The 18,737-nt window shown below is 41.5% G+C and carries 15 protein-coding genes; 3 read left to right on the top strand and 12 right to left on the bottom strand.

Going from position 1 to position 18,737, the window contains the following annotated elements; translation table 11 throughout:
- The first annotated feature begins 12 nt into the window (after positions 1-12).
- Entirely contained in the window at positions 13-306 is a 294-nt protein-coding gene (locus tag NRI27_RS14640; RefSeq protein WP_371391389.1) for a HesB/YadR/YfhF family protein, read from the top strand.
- Positions 307-514: 208 nt separating this feature from the next.
- Positions 515-1,882: a C40 family peptidase gene (locus NRI27_RS14635; protein ID WP_371391388.1), complete on the top strand. Its 1,368-nt coding sequence runs from the start codon at positions 515-517 to the stop codon at positions 1,880-1,882.
- A gap of 49 nt (positions 1,883-1,931) precedes the next feature.
- Here NRI27_RS14635 and NRI27_RS14630 read toward each other — a convergent pair whose 3' ends face one another.
- From NRI27_RS14630 to NRI27_RS14615, 4 genes are all read right to left on the bottom strand, one after another.
- Positions 1,932-3,314: a Mur ligase family protein gene (locus NRI27_RS14630; protein ID WP_371391387.1), complete on the bottom strand. Its 1,383-nt coding sequence runs from the start codon at positions 3,312-3,314 to the stop codon at positions 1,932-1,934.
- Positions 3,315-3,328: 14 nt separating this feature from the next.
- A complete protein-coding gene (locus NRI27_RS14625) occupies positions 3,329-4,621 on the bottom strand; it encodes a YheC/YheD family protein (RefSeq protein WP_371391452.1) in 1,293 nt (430 codons plus the stop codon).
- A gap of 56 nt (positions 4,622-4,677) precedes the next feature.
- A complete protein-coding gene (locus tag NRI27_RS14620; RefSeq protein WP_371391386.1) occupies positions 4,678-5,115 on the bottom strand; it encodes a hypothetical protein in 438 nt (145 codons plus the stop codon).
- Between the two features lie 92 nt (positions 5,116-5,207).
- Positions 5,208-6,599: a Mur ligase family protein gene (locus tag NRI27_RS14615; protein WP_371391385.1), complete on the bottom strand. Its 1,392-nt coding sequence runs from the start codon at positions 6,597-6,599 to the stop codon at positions 5,208-5,210.
- A 175-nt stretch (positions 6,600-6,774) separates the two neighbouring features.
- On the opposite strand from NRI27_RS14615, the gene NRI27_RS14610 reads away from it, so the two are divergent.
- The gene (locus NRI27_RS14610; protein ID WP_371391384.1) at positions 6,775-7,995 is read left to right on the top strand and encodes an ATP-grasp domain-containing protein; all 1,221 of its coding nucleotides are present in this window, start codon (positions 6,775-6,777) and stop codon (positions 7,993-7,995) included.
- A gap of 36 nt (positions 7,996-8,031) precedes the next feature.
- Here NRI27_RS14610 and NRI27_RS14605 read toward each other — a convergent pair whose 3' ends face one another.
- The 8 genes from NRI27_RS14605 to NRI27_RS14570 form a co-directional block, all read right to left on the bottom strand.
- Complete coding sequence (locus NRI27_RS14605) at positions 8,032-10,197, bottom strand: YheC/YheD family protein (RefSeq protein WP_371391383.1); 2,166 nt, start codon at positions 10,195-10,197, stop codon at positions 8,032-8,034.
- Positions 10,198-10,289: 92 nt separating this feature from the next.
- A complete protein-coding gene (locus NRI27_RS14600) occupies positions 10,290-10,700 on the bottom strand; it encodes a CotY/CotZ family spore coat protein (RefSeq protein ID WP_371391382.1) in 411 nt (136 codons plus the stop codon).
- A 31-nt stretch (positions 10,701-10,731) separates the two neighbouring features.
- Positions 10,732-11,943 (bottom strand): ATP-grasp domain-containing protein, encoded by a 1,212-nt coding sequence (locus NRI27_RS14595; protein WP_371391381.1) that lies wholly within the window; start codon positions 11,941-11,943, stop codon positions 10,732-10,734.
- Positions 11,944-12,157: 214 nt separating this feature from the next.
- The gene (locus tag NRI27_RS14590; protein ID WP_317946129.1) at positions 12,158-12,478 is read right to left on the bottom strand and encodes a hypothetical protein; all 321 of its coding nucleotides are present in this window, start codon (positions 12,476-12,478) and stop codon (positions 12,158-12,160) included.
- On the bottom strand, positions 12,478-12,903 hold the full coding sequence (locus NRI27_RS14585) for an acyl-CoA thioesterase (protein WP_371391379.1): 426 nt from the start codon (positions 12,901-12,903) through the stop codon (positions 12,478-12,480). The genes NRI27_RS14590 and NRI27_RS14585 overlap by 1 nt, the downstream gene beginning before the upstream one ends.
- A 177-nt stretch (positions 12,904-13,080) precedes the next feature.
- Entirely contained in the window at positions 13,081-15,795 is a 2,715-nt protein-coding gene (acnA, locus tag NRI27_RS14580) for an aconitate hydratase AcnA (protein ID WP_317946136.1), read from the bottom strand.
- A 315-nt stretch (positions 15,796-16,110) separates the two neighbouring features.
- Complete coding sequence (locus NRI27_RS14575) at positions 16,111-17,415, bottom strand: D-arabinono-1,4-lactone oxidase (RefSeq protein WP_371391378.1); 1,305 nt, start codon at positions 17,413-17,415, stop codon at positions 16,111-16,113.
- The gene (locus tag NRI27_RS14570) at positions 17,412-18,584 is read right to left on the bottom strand and encodes a type III PLP-dependent enzyme domain-containing protein (protein ID WP_371391377.1); all 1,173 of its coding nucleotides are present in this window, start codon (positions 18,582-18,584) and stop codon (positions 17,412-17,414) included. Before NRI27_RS14570 ends, NRI27_RS14575 begins: the two co-directional genes overlap by 4 nt.
- Positions 18,585-18,737 lie beyond the last annotated feature (153 nt).

The raw sequence follows: 18,737 nt of genomic DNA, 5'->3' as shown, positions 1-18,737 counted from the left end.
GGTGGATGCATGATGCAAATCGTAATTTCTGACGAGGCACTACGCTGGTTTAAACAGGATATGGATGCAGAACATGGGGATGCCATCAAGTTTTTTGCACGTTACGGTGGCTCAAGTCCGTTACATGAAGGTTTCTCATTAGGTGTTACAAAAGAACAACCAGATGACGTATATGTGCAAATTGAAAAAGAAGGCATTCTATTTTATGTTGAAAAGCGCGACCATTGGTTTTTTGATGAACATGATTTGCATGTACTTGTCGATTCTGCATTGAACGAACTTACGTATACATACAAAAAAGCGTGATAGCGATGAGCTACACGTTTTTTTGTTCCGTAATTTACCTATTTTTCGTTGTAATGTAATTGTAAAAAAGCTGGATGAACGTATAACTACCAGTTGTTTTCGAAAACCCTACCGAAGAATGGCGAATATTCCCTCCAAAAATGGATTGTAAATCATGCTACGATCGTTTTCGAAGCGAACAAATCTTTTTCTTGGAGGTCAGTATCAGATGAAAAGACAACTACTTTCTGCAGCACTTGTTACTTGTTTGAGTGTTAGTTCATTCGCAGTTCCAGCGTTAGACCAAACAACTACAGTATCAGCTGCTACGCTCACTACGCAAGCTAGTCAACAAACGGTCAATGCAAAAGCAGACCAGCTCATAAATACAGCTAAAAGCCTGATCGGCAAAGCGACTTACAGTACAGCGGTATATAAGCCTACATACCCTTACAAATTCTCTTGTGCAACATTCTTGATGTATGTATTTGAGGAAAATGGTGTCGATTTAGCAACTTATAATGAAAATTACATGATGCAACAAGGAACACCTGTCGCAAAAGGACAATGGCAAAAAGGAGATCTTCTTTTCTTTAAAAGCAAAACAACAGGTACAGATCCCGACCACGTTGCCATGTACATCGGAGATAACAAAGTCATTCATATGGCTGATTCCAAACAGAACATCGTTATTTCTGATATGGATAGCAAACCCTATTATACCGAAACATATATGGGTGCAAGAAGAGTGATTCCTAGTCTTCTACCTGCAAATCCAGCAACGACTGGTGACAAAGTTGTGAGCCTTGCCTATGATTTGAAAGATACAGCTACAATCGGATCGGTCAATAATGAAAGTGCAAAGAAATTCACGAGCACAGGATTTGTAAACTACGTATACAAGAAAAACGGTGTGAACTTGAATGCAACGAACCTTAAAACATTACAAGCAAAAGGAACTACAGTTTCCCGCTCGAATTTACAAAAAGGTGATCTTGTATTCTTTAACAGTGTAAAAGGGTCAACAAACCCTAGTTTAGTCGGTATTTACGCAGGCGAACATCGAGTCGTCATTCCGAATTCAGGTGGTGTCATCTCACGTGTATTGCTTGTGGACTACTACAACGACCACTACATTACAGCAAAAAGAGTCGTTACCAATCAGATGGACACAACACCAACTAAACCAACACCTCCAAGTACGAGCGCAACATCGGCAGATAAAGTCGTCAATTTTGCGACGAGTTTGACTGGAAAAGCGAAATTTGGCTATGTCTATGATGAAAAGTCCCTTACTTTCACTGGCGCTGGATTTACGTACTATGTCTATAAAAAACAAGGAATTGACTTAACGTATAAAATGGCCAGCCAACAAGCAAAAGTAGGTACAGCCGTCGCAAAATCCAATTTACAAAAAGGGGACGTCTTGTTCTTCTCCACAGACAACAAACGTACACGGATCACACAGACAGGCATTTACATGGGTGGTAACCAGTTTATCAGTCTTTCAACTTCAGGCACAGTCGTGAAGCAAAGTTTATCTTCCACTTGGGCGAAGTTAAATTATGTCCAAGCACGTCGTGTACTATCAAAATAAGTAAAAGAAGCTACTTAACGGATTTCGTTAGGTGCTTCTTTTTTTCACCTCATCGTTTTAAACTTTTCGCAAAATCGATCATCGCTCGACTTGACATCGGGCCTTTTAGCAATACAACAGAATCAGCATCAATTACATGATCTAGTTGGTGGCCAATCTCTTTTGCACTTTCATACATTTTTATCATTGCGTTGCTCCCGTCCTTTTTCGCCTGACGAGCAATTTCTTCTGCCTTTTTCCCGATTGTAACGAGTGTGTGAATCTCTCGCGAGGCGATGAGACTGCCGATTTCCTGATGGTATTTCTTTTCGAAGTTACCAAGACGGTTAATATCACCTAAAATGAGTACAATTTTTTTATCTTTCCCAATTGAATCGATGACATTGAGCGCCGCCTTCACAGACGTTGGATTATTTGTCCATGTATCGTCCACGATTGTACTCCCTTTGATTCCTGTAGACACTTCCAAGTGCCGCTCCATTTCTTTATAGGTGCGTAAACGTCTAATTGCCAGTTCGAGATCTACCCCTAATTCATGCATTGCTGCCAGTGCCGCTAACGCATTACTCACTTGATGTTCCCCTAAGCCAGGCACATAGGCTTTCAACGCTTTCCCCTCAAATTGCACAGTGAAATGCATGCCCTTATTTCCATACACGATTGAAGTTGCCGTAATCGTCGCCTTTTCGCGAATCCCAAAATAGATTATTTTCCCCTTAAACATATCTAAACGGACTTTCTTCGTATTTTCATCGTCCGCGTTCAGAATTAGTGTTCCACCTTCCCGAACTCCTTCAACAATTTCTCCTTTTGCTTTTATATACCCTTCCAGATTCTTGCAGCCATCTAAATGATGCACACCGATATTCGTCAAAATGCCAATTGTCGGTTGGTAGATCATGCACTGATGTTTAATATTCCCGGAGTTGCCAAGCCCATGTTCAAACACTGCAGCTTCGGTATCGTCGTCTATTTTCAATAAATAGGGGAAAGATCTTCGCGGTTCATTCTGGCTACTAATGGACGTTTCGATTTTTTTGTCAAAACTTAGCATATGCTTAAGCATTTCTTTTGTCGTCGTCTTGCCGCATGTCCCGGTAATTGTCACAACAGGAATGTCGAATAGATTCCTGTAATAGTTGATGAATTTCCAATACGATTGTACGAGGCTTTGTACTTTTAAAATCGTCGTCTGTGTAAGGGATGTCGGTAACGAATCGACGGGTAAATCGGTAATTACGAGTGAAGGGCCTTTTGCATTAATTGACGTCCAATCGACATGATCGACTCTGCTAACAAATAGTAACGTATGTCTTTTTGCATGTTCATGCCGTTTGTAATAGATGGCTTCGTGAACCGCCCAATCGACATGACCTGCTACGAGTTCACCTTTCACGAGTCTTTTAATATCCTTAACTTGTAATGGCTTCACATTTTCACTCCTTTCTACTCAATTTCGTTGCTCTTTTTCAATCGAATGAAATGATGAATGTTCTCATACATTTCGTTATTCCCTAGTCCATAAAACATGGACAGCGCAGGTGTATAATTCGCTTCCAATATCCATAGCTTGCCGTTAGCATCCATACCGACATCAAAGCCAATCATTCCTAACGGTGCAGTACGCTCTTCCAATATTTTGGATGCTTTTAGACAAAGTTTTTCAATGGCCTTCTTACTTCTATCTAATGAAAAATCGTGCAAAGTATCGATCGTTAAGAGCTTCTGTGCACGATTTGTCACAAAATATTCCGGCGCAGCCACTTTTATGAGCATGCCTGTCACTAACCATTTGCCTCTATCCAGTTGTGTAATGACCCGGATGTCATATGGACATTGATCGACCGTCCGTAAGTGGATGAATTGCTGAATCAGATAGTCATTTTTCGTTAAATACGTTCGTTCCAAGTGGCGATACAATTCTTCAAACGTTTGGAAAATTGTTTTTTTGTTTCTATACTGCACTTCGTAGGTGCGACTTGTTGTCACGTGGATTTTCACAATTCCTTTCCCTTGTTGCCCAATGCATGGTTTTAAAATGACATCGTCCATTTTGTGAAGAAATTGTTCTACAGTCCATTTTGTACACAGTTCAGTTTTAGGAATAAACGAACGGGAAAACCACTTGTTTCCTAAGGAATGGAATTGGCTCCATTTACTATTTCGATAATGAACAACCGTATCAATACATAAAAAATCAGTTTCGGAATTGACGATTTCGACGACAACGGTTGAACATCGAGGAAAAGCTTCGCCAAGTGTCTCGCCTATTTCGAGTAACACGTTCATTAAATTCCATTGTCTGAACAAATCATATCGTTTGATTTCATTTCCTTGTCTACTCGTTGTTTTGTGAAGGACATGCCAATTAGCAAACTGTGTTTTTCGATGAAGGGTATAAAAAGAACGTTGGTGGATGGGCTCTTCAAGTGGGAAAGATTGTACGACATATTGTTTTTTGTCAATGAGGTTTTCATGGATTACTTGATAAAGTGTAGGAAGGTCGCTACATTGGATCTTCTCTCCTTTATGCTCCACTTCATATTCGTCAATTCCAAAACGTCTCACTTGCATACAGGAAGGTCCAACTAACGGTCGAATCAATAGGTTGTTGGATTTCTCTAAGCACATTGTTAAACTAGCCTGCGAAAAGAGATGTGTCTCGACTAAATGTGTTCGTATGTTGGCATTTTTTTGCAACAGTTGATAATAGCCATATCTGCCAGAAAGCACTTTCATCAAATTCTCACCACCTCCTCCATCCATCAGTAGGAAGACAACTATGGCCAATCAATTCATTCACAACCGAGCGCTTGAACTGAACCTTGTGCAACTGGTGCAGTCCCGTTCTGATCAAAAAAGCCAGTTATGACAAAACTTTTGACAAGGTCCACGTTTGCCATCGGTGTTTGATCGACAAAAACGGCGGTAAATGGATACTGGATATTGTTCACAACACCGCTGCCACTCACAGTCACTTCACAATTCTGACCTTGTTGGTCACATTCGACAGAAGTAATCGCGTTAGAGACAAACAGGAAACTGTTTTTCCCTCCACATGTTTCGGTGTCTTCAAAATCTAGTGATAAGAACGATGCTGCTAACGTCGTTACACAGACGTCGGCGTAATACGTTAAGTCACCTCGTATAGTCCCTTGTTGCTCTTCAAACATCACTTGATGCATACAAGAAAAGGCATCTACCTTAACACCACATAAACATTCTAATCCCACACTAATCCCTCCCTTTCATCTTTACTATATTAGCTTTGCTGTGTTAGCCCTTGGTGTTTGTCCTATCTGAGCTAACAAAACGTTGGCGTTCTTTATAGAGGCGGTTGACCCGCATCGTCTTTTCGAATCAGTTGCGCTAACTCTTTGATCGATTCGCTATACATATCGCCTTTAATGAGTGTAATCGTCTCTTTGTTCATCCGTTCTTTCAACAACAAGTACGCCGCATGATGATTCATACACGCATGAACTTCAGGCACAGAATGCATTCTTTTCGCAACATCCGCCATGATTCGTGCATGTTCACCAACTGTAATCAGTACATCAATTCCACTAGTCGCAAGCATTTTCCCTGCCTGCTCATGGATAATGTAACCCCAAGACCCTAAATCCGTAATCGTCCCGATGACAGCAATTTTCTTTTTTTCTTTCCCGATTGCCTGCAACACTTTTAAGGCAGCCCCTAGTGAAGTAGTCGTTATACTCCACGTATCATCGATGATGGTTGATTGATTCATCCCTTGCAGCACTTGCACTTGTTTATTCATCGGTTCATACGTTCTTAAACGTTCAGCAATACTAGACATATCCATTCCTACCAACGATACTGCTGCAATTGCCGCAAGTGCGTTATACACTTGGTGTTCGCCTAGGCCTGGTACATACATGCGATAACGTTTCCCTTGATGAAGAACGGTCATATACATGCCATTTTTTGAATAGGCCAGATCTTCTGCTCGAAAATCACTCCGGTTATTAATCCCAAAAGTAAGTAGCGTGCCTTTAAATTTTTCTAATTCCAATCTCCTCGTATTGGCATCATCTGCATTTACGATTAATAAACCATCCGGTTCCAACGCTTTACGCATCTCACCTTTTGCAGCAATGTACCCTTCGATCGTTTTACAATAATTCAAATGATGTTCGCCAATATTCGTAATAATCCCGATAGTTGGTTGTAAATAGGCAGCCGCATTCGTTAAATCTCCAGGAGCGCCTACAGCCGTTTCAAACACGGCTGCTTCCGTCTCTTCATCTATACTTAGTAGATGCATCAAATGGGCGGTACGTGAATTGTTCGTACTATTTGTATGCGCAACGGATAGATGGCCCGATAACAAATGATAGATCATTTCCTTTGTTGTCGTTTTTCCAGAAGTACCGGTAACTGCAATGATTGGAATATTCATCATAGACCGATAGTTGCGGACAAATTTCCAATAAGCGACATCGACATCATCTACTTTTACTATGGTCACTTCTTTATAGGCTGTTTTCAGTGGTTTATCAGTTACAATAGCAATTGGAAAAAACGGCTTTAAACGCTCCCAATCAACGATTTTTCGTTTAATGAACAAAATCGTATTCCGTTGACGTACTTGCTTTAGTCGATATGCGCCATGTTGTATGAGCAATTCTTCACTTCCTTGCAGTACTGTTCCCGTAATCAGTTTTCGTATATATCGTATGGATAGTGGCTTCAATTTTTTCACTCCTTTCGCTTTTATTATTTTATGTCCCTCTCTGTCATGTAGCTTGTACGAAACACCCGAGCAATTTTTTTCATTCAGTCAGCCGCCTATAGGGTGTATAACCATACAGATTGAAATTCTCCTCATAACCTATATAGACTGTCTTATATATGAAGGGGTTGACATTTTGAAAACGATCATTTTTATCGGCTCAAATAAATCCGGGTCGAGTAGAGAAGCGATCAGAGCGGCTGTAAAACTCGGCTATTTTACGGTCTTATTTACACATAAAGAGAGACAACTTGAACAACGGCATGAGTATGTTGACGTACATGAAATGATTTTCATCGATACAACGGATCTACCAGCGATGAAAAAGGAGATTGTCTCGCTTCAGAAAAAAGGAAATGACATCAAGACAATCGTTAGTTTCATCGATTCACATGTGTCTATCGCATTAAAACTATGCGAAGTGTTCTGTCCGAACGGCTTATCTTCCTCTATTGCCGAAGTAATGGAGAACAAAGCAAGCACCCGTTCATTGTTAGACGGGCTACCTTTTTCACCTAAATTCGTAACGATAAAGCCGAATGAGCAAGTAGACGTCCAGACGATTAAAATCTTTAAGGGCTTCCCGCTCATCGTAAAATCATCGTCATCGACCGGTTCAAAAGATGTGCTTCGAGCTGAAAACTTGGACCAATTACGTTCCCATGTACGTAAATTACAAGAAAAGAACGAAGACGAAGCGGTTATGATCGAAGAATTCATTGAAGGGCAACAATATTTAGTAGAAGCGATCGTTCATCGGAAACAAATACACATCGCCGGTGTCATCGAGCAGGAAATCACATTCGGTAAACGATTCATTATTACAGGATATGGGGTTCTAGCAACCATTCCTAGACACTTAACAGAAGGTATTGAGAAAGTATTACAATCGATTGTGGAAAAATTTGCGATTGAAAACGCAGCACTTCACGTAGAGATGCGTTTCGTGAACAATGAATGGCGGTTAATTGAAATTAATCCCCGCATTTCCGGAGGTGCTATGAACAACATGTTGCAAGCCGCATTTGGTTTTAATCTCGCTGAAGAAACACTAAAACTATACTTAGGCGAACGTCCTCAACTTGAGCACCAACATAAGCACTTCATTTTCACGCAATACGTCATCGTTCATGAGAAAGGCATCTTAGAAAAAGTGACCGGAAAAAACCGCGCGAGAAAGATGGACGGTGTCGTTGAAGTATATGTGAAACCTAAAAAAGGCTCGCTACTCGTACCTCCCCTATCAATGGGACATCGGTACGCGTATGTCATTGCGAAAGGACGAACAATGACAAGTGCCAAAGTGATTGCGAAGAAAGCTGCGAAAGAAATACAATTTCATTTACAAGATTATTAAAAGAGAGGACTCCAGTGGATTGGGAGTCCTCTCTTGTTATCGAAATGTCCGGTCGATGAATTGTACCGTTTCAAACATGTTTGTTTTACTTGCCCCTTTAATAAGAATCGTATCCTCTTTTTGGAGCAAATCTTTCAGTAACGCATGGAGTTTTTCGCGGTCTGTAAAATGGTGAACGTTACTTGCTTTCATTCCTTTAGCAATCGCATGCGCCCCGATTTCTTCTGTTCTGAAACCGTACGTGATCAAGATGTCAATTCCTTGCTGTTGAACATACTCCCCAACTTTTTGGTATTCCGCTTCACGCAAGTTGCCGAGTTCGCGCATTTGACCGATTATGGCGATTTTACGTTTTTTTGCGATGTTTGTCAGAACGTCTATCGCAGCACGGACCCCTTCAGGATGGGAATGGACTGTATCGTCGATTAGTTTAATTTGGTCTTTGCAGTCGTAAATTGTTAACCGTCTCGGCGGCTTCTTGAAAATGAGTCCTGTTTTGATTTCCATTGGTGTGAAGCCTAACTGATCAGCAATCGCAATGGCCGACAGAGCATTATAGATGTGATGTTCACCAAAGATCGGTATGAACAACTCAATTTCTTCGTTGTGAAGCTTCATTTTGAAGTTCATGCCGTTTTCTGCATATTGAACGTCATATGCACGATAATGGGCATGGCGATGAATTCCTACTGTAACAATCTTCCCTTTAAAATTGTCCGTTTCGAGGTATTTTGAATTGTCGTTATCCCGATTAACACAAAGAATTCCAGTTTGGTCCATCCCGTGAATTAGTTCAGACTTTGCTTTCGCAACGCCGCGAGGGTCCCCGTTGAAGTTACCGACATGCGCCAAGCCAATGTTCGTAACAATACTCATATTTGGTTTAATGATGTTGCAATGTTCTGTAATGACTCCTGGATAAGCCATCCCATATTCAAGGACGACTGCCTGGTGGGAAGCATTAATTTCTGCGGCATGCTTTTTTGTATGTTCCGTTGTATTCCAGTAATCTTTTGATTCGAAAACGTTCCACTTCTTCGACAAGATTGAGGCGAGAAACGCTTTCGTTGTCGTTTTCCCAGCACTTCCTGTAATCCCGATGATCGGAATTTGGTCCTGTTGTTTTGCACGACTTCGTTTAACTGCTCGAATTTTTTTCTTGATGACTTCTTGGTTGTTTGCAAGATACATTGCATATTGAATGGTGTTTTTCACGACATCCATTTCCAAGTAAAACGTTGGAGGACAACCGGGACGCCAATTCACTTCGTAAATCCAGATTTTTTGGTTATCGTCCATCCCAATATCAACACCGATTTCATCGATGACTTCACCAAACTTCTCCATTTGCAACTCATCAAGATGTTTTGCCAAGGCTAAGGAAAAGTATTCTAGTTTTTTTCGAATATTATAGGCGTCTTGCTTGAATTCCTGTTCCAAAAAGGGATCCAAATAATTTGTGTAGCCGCCACTATTAATGTTCGCGATAATGGAACCTTTCGGCGCAACACGAGGGTAAATTGTCGTTATGACCCATTCCCCATTTCCATCTTTTTGTACGTGTAGACGGAAATCAAACACTTGGCCACTTTTTGTAACAGATTGAATGTAAGGTTGAACGATAAATGTTTCCTTTTCCAGTTGATTGGCGATGAATTCTTCGATTTGTGCGGTAAAAAATGTACGATAGAAACCGTGTCCTCTTACGACAAACTGTTCTTCATCTTTCACGATAAAATAAATCCCTTGCCCTTTTCGACCATCGATCGGTTTGAAAACAACTTTCTCAAACGCACTCATATAATGAAGGAAATGATCGGCATGTTTCACAACTTCTGTTGGGATTAAATAGCTTGCAAAGTCTTTTGCTTCTTTTAGTCGCCTACTAACGCTCCACTTATTTCCAATCGAATGCGTTGTGAATGGAATGTCATTTTTCAATTTCTTCATAACGTTCTTCGATTTTGCCAATTTCTCTGGACTGCCGGCATTATAAATGACATCCGGGAACGGCATGATTTTCGTCGTCCACTTCCCATTTTCATATACTTGTCCTTTAATGGTACGATTCACAAAATTGACTTCTCCCGGTGAAAAATAATAAAATTGTGCACCTTCTGCCGCCGCGATTGCCGCAAATGCATAAGCTTTCACGACGGTTGTCGGATCTTTCCGATGGTGCAACATCCCAATAATCGTCATTCGCAAACTCCCTTTCTCGTTGACAGCTCCTTCTAGTACATGCAAGTGTTTGCGTTTATGACAAGGACACGCGCATAGAGCATGAAACTTTCCTATACTTTCACTTCAATGAAAGGAGGCGTTCTGTCAACAAGTTGAGGCGCTAATGATTCAATAGCAACGAAGCAACAGAGGTTGACGTGGATACACACATCAGTCTTTTGCAACGTATACAAATCACTTACACAATTCGTATACCGACCTGCAAGGTTAGAAGGTTTCAGCAATCGAAGTTTTGCGCAACAAGTTGAAGGTATCAGGCTTTCTATTCTGAAAAAAGGTGTCAGTCCTTTATTGTACATCGCTTGGAAGTGGCTAAATTTGTAAGTATTGACTAACATGAATGGAATTGTATCCATCTTTCTTGACAGCTGCAAGTACCGGCAATCTTTCCCGAAGCCCTCCAACAGCTTTTGTTCATTCAGCAATTTTTCCATCTCTTTGCAAATACAGCAAGTATCCAACGTATATCCCTCCGCTTCCATGTATGGATGTTCAGTCGATCGGTTCCAAGTAAAACGTCAGTAAGTTTGCCGCATGTTCCGCACGATTTTTCGCTTCTTCTTGGGTGATCCCCTTCGCCATGACGTATCCATAGCGACAGCCCATCGACAATGGAGGCATCATGAGGGAGCCAATTGCTGCAGATACGTGTACCTCAATCATTCCTGGTGTCGATTTCGCTTGTTCTGCACCTTCTATTTGTAATAAATAGCCTGCCTTTGCAAGCGTTATATAGGATGTATAAACGGGTTGCATTTTCTTTTTGTGATAATCTGGTTCTTTACCAATAAACAACTTGATCGTTTCCTCCACAATCGAAATACCAAACGCTTCTTCCACCATGCGGTTCATTGCCCCACCCGCTATTCTCGGATTTATTTCAATGAGTTTCCATCCCCGATCTGTATAGCGCATTTCTAAGTGGCAAGTGCCGTGATACAAACCGATATCTCGAATGATTTCATCGACCGCAGAAGTTAATTCTTTCTCCATTTTCGGTTCGATCGTCATACAAACGTCATATCCGGTCACGACAAACGTTACGTCATGTGTAATTTCCTGTTGAATGATCGCAATAACGTTCGGAATTCCTTCGTATACAGCCAACTCGATAATGTATTGAATCCCTTCGACATAATCTTCAAGGAGCCATTGTTCATAGCCATTGGTCATCGTAATTTTTTCGATTACTGCTTCCAATTGCTCCGCTGTTTCAATTTTATAGAGATCTTTTGAACCGTTTGATGTAGCTTTCTTTAATATTTGTGGGAATTTTCTATCGGTCGTAGAAAATGAAGGTTGGATTGCGGAAGGAATAAAAGCTTCATAGGAAATAGACGTAGAATTTGTTCTTAATACGTTACGTGTTTCACATTTATTTTCTAGGACCTTCAATGCCTCTACGGAAATAGCGGATTGGCAATATTCATTAGAAAGTGTAGCCGCCATTGAGACATACGGGTCTACAAAGCTCATAATTGCACGAATCATATAGCCTTTTTGCCTAAGTTCTTGAATCGTCTCCCGAATCACGCGCTCATTTATATGATCTAAACAATAGATTTGAGTACTTGCATCAAACTGACATAAAAACCGCTTTTTACATGTTAGGAGGATGGGTGTAAAGCCTAACCGAGTAGCTGCCGCTAATGCTTCACGGCTTGAACCCGACCGCGCGGATTCGATAAATAAAATCGATTCCATCCAGGACAACACCTTTCAGTTGGACATTCGCCTTTATGTAATCGTATGCGGCGCACCTTTTGAGCAATTAGGCGAATCACTCGGTTAGCATTGTGAACAACAGAAAAAAGCACAAAGGTTGCCCCCTTGTACTTTGGTCTCCATGGTGTAGTTGTTATATGTAGCAAAAGAAATTTGAATGAACACTACTTTGTTCATTCAATGAATCCATCTGTCAAGTCGTCTCTCGTGTTTCAAGCAAACTGAAACGGTTAATTTGTTCCATAAGCCCTTCGTCCATCAATACTTGAAGTTCTACTTTGCCAAACAAATCATAATGAGGAAAGCCGGGTTTATAGTCAATCCATTCAGGTTTCAATCCGTACGTCTTACCCCAATCCTTTAGTCTTTCCACATTCGCACAACCTGCTTTTGTAACGGTTTTGCAACCTGGAAAACGATCATCTAGCCAGTAATGTGTTAGAAAAGCCATCTCGCCAGAACGAACCGCCAATTTCCATTGTTTCAATTCATCTCGATCGATGCCGAATGCCATTAGTCGGCCACCCGGCAGATTTCTACGTATTTTGCATCCCATGCAGGATCAATCTTTCGTAGAGAAACAGGTCGGAAACTATCTTTTTTAACGAGAACATGCTCAGAAGTTGCCGTAGCAGCAACTGTTTTATCCTCATGTAAAATTTCATAGCCATAGACAGTACGTAACTTCCCATGTGATTCCACCCAAGTACGAACGGTTGCCGTCTGTCCATATTTCATAGCAGCCTTGTACTGGATCGACAAATCGATAACAGGAGAAAGATACCCTTCAGCTTCAAGCCCAGCATATGTGAAACCTAAATCTTGTATCAAATTCGTCCGTCCAATCTCCATCCACACTAAATAATTGGCATGATAGACAACTCCCATTTGGTCGGTTTCTGCATATCTAATTTCAATCTCTTTTTCACTAACGAACACTTTCTTCACCTCAATAATCATTATACAAAAGAGAGATGAGAAATGCTGTTCTTTTAACCTGTGTACGGGTCTGATTTCCGTTGCAAGTTAATCTTTGAATGATCAATAGAACAGCACTCTAATAATGCAAATATAAAAAAAAGCACCCGATTGTTTCGGATGCCTTTTCTTAATAAATTAGTTATTCTTCATTTTATCACGAAGAACCATTTGTAGGATCCCGCCGTGACGGTAGTAGTCTACTTCTACATCAGAATCGAAACGTGCAAGGACGTCGAATTCTTTAACAGAACCGTCTTTTGCAGTTGCCGTCACTTTTAGGATGTCACGTGGTTTTACGCCTTCCGCAATGTTTACGCTGATTTCTTCTTCACCTGTTAGGCCAAGTGATTCAGCGCTATCGCCATTCATGAACTGAAGTGGAAGAACACCCATCATGACTAGATTTGAACGGTGGATACGCTCGTAGCTTTCAGCAATGACTGTTTTGATGCCGAGTAAGGAAGTACCTTTTGCAGCCCAGTCACGTGAAGAGCCCATTCCGTAATCTTTACCAGTAATGATTGCAAGGCCTGTGCCGTCTTCTTGATACTTCATCGCAGCATCATAGATTGGCATAATTTCTTTTGTTGGCCAGTACGTAGTGAATCCACCTTCTGTACCTTTTGCAATTTGGTTACGGATACGGATGTTTGCGAATGTACCGCGCATCATGACTTCGTGGTTACCACGACGGGAACCGTATGAGTTGAAGTAACGAGGCTCTACGCCGCGCTCACGCAAGTATTTTCCAGCTGGTGTATCTTTACCGATCGCACCTGCAGGAGAGATATGGTCCGTTGTAATGGAATCACCGAATTTACCGATGACGCGAAGTCCTGATAGCGCTTGGATATCCGCAGGCTCTTTCGAGAGTCCTTCAAAGAACGGTGGGTTTTGGATATATGTTGAGTTTTCATCGAAATCGTACAAGGAATCATCAGTTGTTTCGATTGCATTCCATGCTTCGTTTTCAGTGAAAACACGTGCATATTCTTTACGGAAGAGTTCAGGTGTAACAGTCGCTTTAACGACTTCCTGTACTTCTTCAGTGGATGGCCAAATGTCTTTGAAGTACACATCTGTACCGTCTTTTGCTTTGCCGATTGGATCCTTTTCAAAATCGATATCGACTGTACCTGCAAGTGCATAGGCAACAACGAGTGGCGGTGATGCCAAGTAGTTTGCTTTCACAAGAGGGTGGATACGGCCTTCAAAGTTACGGTTACCAGATAGGACCGAAGAGACGAGAAGGTCGTTATCGATAATCGTTTTCTCGATTTCAGGGAGCAATGGACCGGAGTTACCGATACATGTCGTACAACCATAACCGACTGTATTGAAGCCGATTTGATCCAAGTATTCATTTAGACCGGAGTCTTGTAAATAACCTGTAACGACTTTTGAACCTGGTGCGAGTGAAGTTTTCACGTATGCAGGTGGTGTAAGTCCTTTTTCAACAGCTTTTTTCGCAACAAGTCCAGCACCTAACATAACGTAAGGGTTGGATGTATTTGTACAAGATGTAATCGCAGCAATTGCAAGGTCACCTGTCTTCATACCAACCGTACGTCCATCTTCAAACTTGACAGTTGCTTTCTTGTCAAATTCTTTTGGCGTTAGGCCGAATCCTTGGTTGCCTTCAGGTGCTACAACGGAGTCTTTGAAAGAACGTTGTAAATCAGAAAGTGGAATCATATCTTGTGGACGTTTTGGACCTGCAAGATTTGCTTCAATTTTCGTAAGGTCGATTTCGAGAACTTCCGTATACGTAGGATCTTCATTGTCGACTGTGAAGAACATATCGTTTTCTTCAAGGTATTTCTTGACGACTTGAATGTGCTCCTCGTCGCGTCCTGTTAAACGCATGTAGTCAAGTGACTCTTCGTCTACCGGGAAGAAACCGCAAGTTGCACCGTATTCAGGTGCCATATTGGCAATCGTTGCACGGTCGGCAAGTGGCAATTTAGATACACCTGGTCCGAAGAACTCAACAAATTTACCAACAACACCATGCGCACGTAATGTTTGAGTTACTTTCAACGCAAGGTCAGTAGCAGTTGTTCCGTTTGGAAGTTCACCTACTAGTTTTACACCGATAACTTCTGGAATTGGGAAGTATGAAGGTTGACCAAGCATTCCTGCTTCTGCTTCAATACCACCAACACCCCATCCAAGTACACCGATCCCATTGATCATTGTCGTGTGGGAGTCAGTTCCAACGAGTGTATCTGGGTACGTTTCGAATGTACCATCTTCATTTTCAATCGCATGAACGACACTTGCAAGGTATTCCAAGTTTACTTGGTGAACGATACCTGTTGCAGGTGGTACTGCACGGTAGTTGTCATACGCTTTTTGTGCCCAGCTTAAGAATTGGTAACGTTCAGCATTCCGTTCAAACTCAAGTTCCATGTTCAGACGCAATGCATCATCGGAACCGTAACGGTCAACTTGTACGGAGTGGTCGATGACGAGGTCAACCGGGATTTCCGGGTTGATTTTGTCAGGGTTTCCACCCATTTTCGCCATTGCAGAACGGAGCGCTGCAAGGTCAACGACTACAGGTACACCTGTGAAGTCTTGTAGGATGACGCGTGATGGTTTGAATGGCACTTCTGCATCCTTATCCGCATCTTTGCCCCATTTTGCCAGGTTTTCAACATGATCATCTTTGATGACATAGCCGTCATATTGGCGTAAGACGGATTCAAGTAACACTTTTACTGAGTAAGGCAGTTTGGAAACATTCGCGATGCCTGCATCTTCAAGCGCTTTAATATGGTAATAGTTATACGTCTTACCATTGAGCTCAAACGATTTGCGGCTGTTATGCAAATTACTTTTAGCCATGTGTGTATTCCTCCCTTTATCTACTGAAAAGGCTGTAAATAAGCATCTTTTCTCTATTACATCATAATACAGCTACGTTCATAAGTAAAATACTTAAAAATTATAGTCTTTCATAAGAAAAAGTAATGACTTAGAAAATAGTTGTCGACAATGTAAGCTAGCTAGCAACAGCGGTCAATGAGTAGGCATTTTTCTCATTAAAGACGTTAACAATTCTGTAACCAGTCTTTTTCCCGTCATCCATCTTATAACCTATTTCTTCTATCTAAAACATCAATTTAGCTGATAATTTGCCGATGTTCTGGATTTTTTTGTTTACAAAAGGCCTTTCATATAGTCTGTAAGAAATATGCCTTGTGGATCACACTGTCTTCTTACGGCATGAAAGTGTTCAAGATGCGGATAAAGCTTTTTTGTATCGTTCGAAGTTAACGTGTTTAATTTCCCAAAATGGGGACGGCCACGGTACTTTCTCATAAGCGTGTCCACCCATTTGAAATAAGGACCGTTGTCCATCCCTTTGTACATATGGAAAGCTAGATAAGCGACAGCTACTCCTTGCGTAGGGCTTAGAAAAGCGTCTTCACCTGCGCTCACCCGACATTCGATTGGAAAATGCACGTAAAACGGATGTGCTTTCAGGAAGTCATGCATCTCTTCCAGGCACGCTTCAAAGTCAACAAGTGGAATGGCGTATTCGCATTCTGTGAATTTTACAAGTCTGTTTGACGGAAACATTTCGTAGTAATAGCCGTCTTTACTACCCGTCGGAATGGTCGCGGCGGCAAATTTTGTCACCTTTCTTGAAAGGCGTGGCTTCACACGGACCATTTCAGACATCAGTTTAAAACCGACCGTTTCAATGACGCCATCTTTAATGAATTCAAGAGATTTAGATCGGAAGTTTTGCTTAGCCAATGGAATCATGTCCATTGATTTCACTTGTACGGTTTCAACACCCGGAAAGTAAAACCATTCAATATGCCGATGAGCTTCAAGTGCGTTTGTCCACGCAGCCTTTGCATCTTTAAAAGACTTTTTTTCTGTGGTCACCGTAAGACTATAGAGCGGAACCGTTCGTATTGTTACTTTGACGAGGACACCTAATAGCCCTAGAGAGATGCTTAACGCTTTCGATAAATCGTCATCCTCTCGACGGTGATGTCGAATTTGACCGTTTCCGTCCACCCAAGTCCAAGCGACGACTTGATTGGAGAGGGATGCTAAGTATTTACCAGTTCCGTGTGTGCCTGTACTAATTGCTCCACCAATCGTCTGTTCTTGTATGTCCCCCATATTTTCAAAAGCCATATTGGCGGATGCTAACAGTGGTGCCGCTTCGTATAAATATGTACCCGCCCAAAACGTCGCTTCCATCAAGGAACGATCGACCGCAATGAGTCCTCTCATTTCTTCCAAAGAAAGTGCTTCTTCGTCAGGTTTGGCAACCGCACTAAATGAATGGCTGGCTCCTACGACCTTTAACGTTTTTCCGCGAATTCTGCAACTGTCAATGATTTGTTGCACTTCTTCAATTGTTTGTGGGTAATGAAAGCTTTCAGGATGTGCAGAAAGATTTTCAGCCCAATTTTGCCAATACTCCCGTTTACCACGCATCATATGAAGCATCTCCCTTCACCTCTGTACGTTTTAAATGTTTTTACATATCGATCACCTCGTCGCGCATGAATTTCAGTGAAATGTTCACATAGTTCCCCTGCTTTTGCATGACGGAAAAATACCGTGTCGCCAATTTTCAACGTGCGGTCTTTATCATATAAAGGCGTTTGGACTTCCCCTGCTCCTTCATGTTTCAATAAAGTGAGGTTGGGCGGCCATAACGGAACTGGATTTTTATCCACACCGGTAGCGCCTGACGCTACATAGCCCCCACCATGACAAACGACAATTTGCTCGCTCGGTTTCCGCGTCACACGCAATGCGTACGTCATCGCCGGTTCATAGGGTGTGTGGTCGTATCTCGAGAATAATGCAGGATAAAAAAAGGCGGAACCGATCGTCAATTCAGTCACTTCTTCTGCTTGACTTGTAAACTCAATACTTCCTGTGCCGCCTCCATTGACAAATTGAATGGAAGGACAGGACTTAGTCATTTCACGAACGACTTCTTGCCGGAATTGAGCCAATTTCTTTTTGGAGTGTTGTTTCAACATGCGGATGACAGGGGTCTGCCACTTTGAAGACGACTGATCTGTAACACCTGCAATTTGCGCTTCATAGCCCATAATGCCAACGATGTCTGTCCATTTGTATTCCTGCTGTTTCGTACATAAACGCATAACATTTTCTAGCGTGTGTAAAGAAGAACGTCTTGTTCCAAAATACATCCACTTGTATTCAGTAGACAGGTTGATGTCTAAGCAAATGTCCAAACGGACTTCGAATGCTTCTCCGATTTTATTCAAGTACGCAAGTTGTTCTTCACAATCAACCATAAAAACGACTTTTGAGCCATTTGCTATATAAGGAACTAACGAAGCAATTGCAGCTTTTTCAATTTGGGGATAGCCTATTAAAAAATTATCAAATCCTTTTTCAAGTAAAAACTGTGTCTCTTCACAATCAAATGTCATCCACCCCACATGATTGGTTAGTTTTTGCGCGATATAGTGAAGCAACTCCACAGAACGAACAGATTTTGTTGCGATCCGGACTTGCTTCGTTTTTGAAAGCCTGTTGACCATGCCAATATTCCAATCCATCGCTTCCATGTCAAGACTTGCAAATGGTCGTTTCAATGATGCATATGCTTTTAAAGCGTCGTGCACTTCTTCATCCCCTTATGAATCTATCTATAGTTTAAGTATATTCTGAACACATTTCACGTGCAATCGTTTGAACTTTTCTGAATGATGGATTACTGATATAGTTGTCTTTGTATGGCATGATAGGTATTGAAAGAATAAAAGGGAGTGTGGGAA

The organism is Sporosarcina sp. OR05 (assembly GCF_041414805.1).
In the GTDB taxonomy this organism is placed as follows: domain Bacteria; phylum Bacillota; class Bacilli; order Bacillales_A; family Planococcaceae; genus Sporosarcina; species Sporosarcina saromensis.
Note: the sequence above shows the minus strand (reverse complement) of the source record. Positions and strands in the feature narration are given on the sequence as shown.

Excerpts from the sequence above, each read along its gene's own strand:
- NRI27_RS14575 (WP_371391378.1), bottom strand. The coding sequence starts at position 17,415 with ATGATGCGTGGTAAACGGGAGTATTGGCAAAATTGGGCTGAAAATCTT.
- NRI27_RS14625 (WP_371391452.1), bottom strand. The coding sequence starts at position 4,621 with ATGAAAGTGCTTTCTGGCAGATATGGCTATTATCAACTGTTGCAAAAA.
- NRI27_RS14640 (WP_371391389.1), top strand. The coding sequence starts at position 13 with ATGCAAATCGTAATTTCTGACGAGGCACTACGCTGGTTTAAACAGGAT.
- NRI27_RS14590 (WP_317946129.1), bottom strand. The coding sequence starts at position 12,478 with ATGGCATTCGGCATCGATCGAGATGAATTGAAACAATGGAAATTGGCG.
- acnA (WP_317946136.1), bottom strand. The coding sequence starts at position 15,795 with ATGGCTAAAAGTAATTTGCATAACAGCCGCAAATCGTTTGAGCTCAAT.
- NRI27_RS14605 (WP_371391383.1), bottom strand. The coding sequence starts at position 10,197 with ATGACGATTATTGGGATGTTGCACCATCGGAAAGATCCGACAACCGTC.
- NRI27_RS14635 (WP_371391388.1), top strand. The coding sequence starts at position 515 with ATGAAAAGACAACTACTTTCTGCAGCACTTGTTACTTGTTTGAGTGTT.
- NRI27_RS14595 (WP_371391381.1), bottom strand. The coding sequence starts at position 11,943 with ATGGAATCGATTTTATTTATCGAATCCGCGCGGTCGGGTTCAAGCCGT.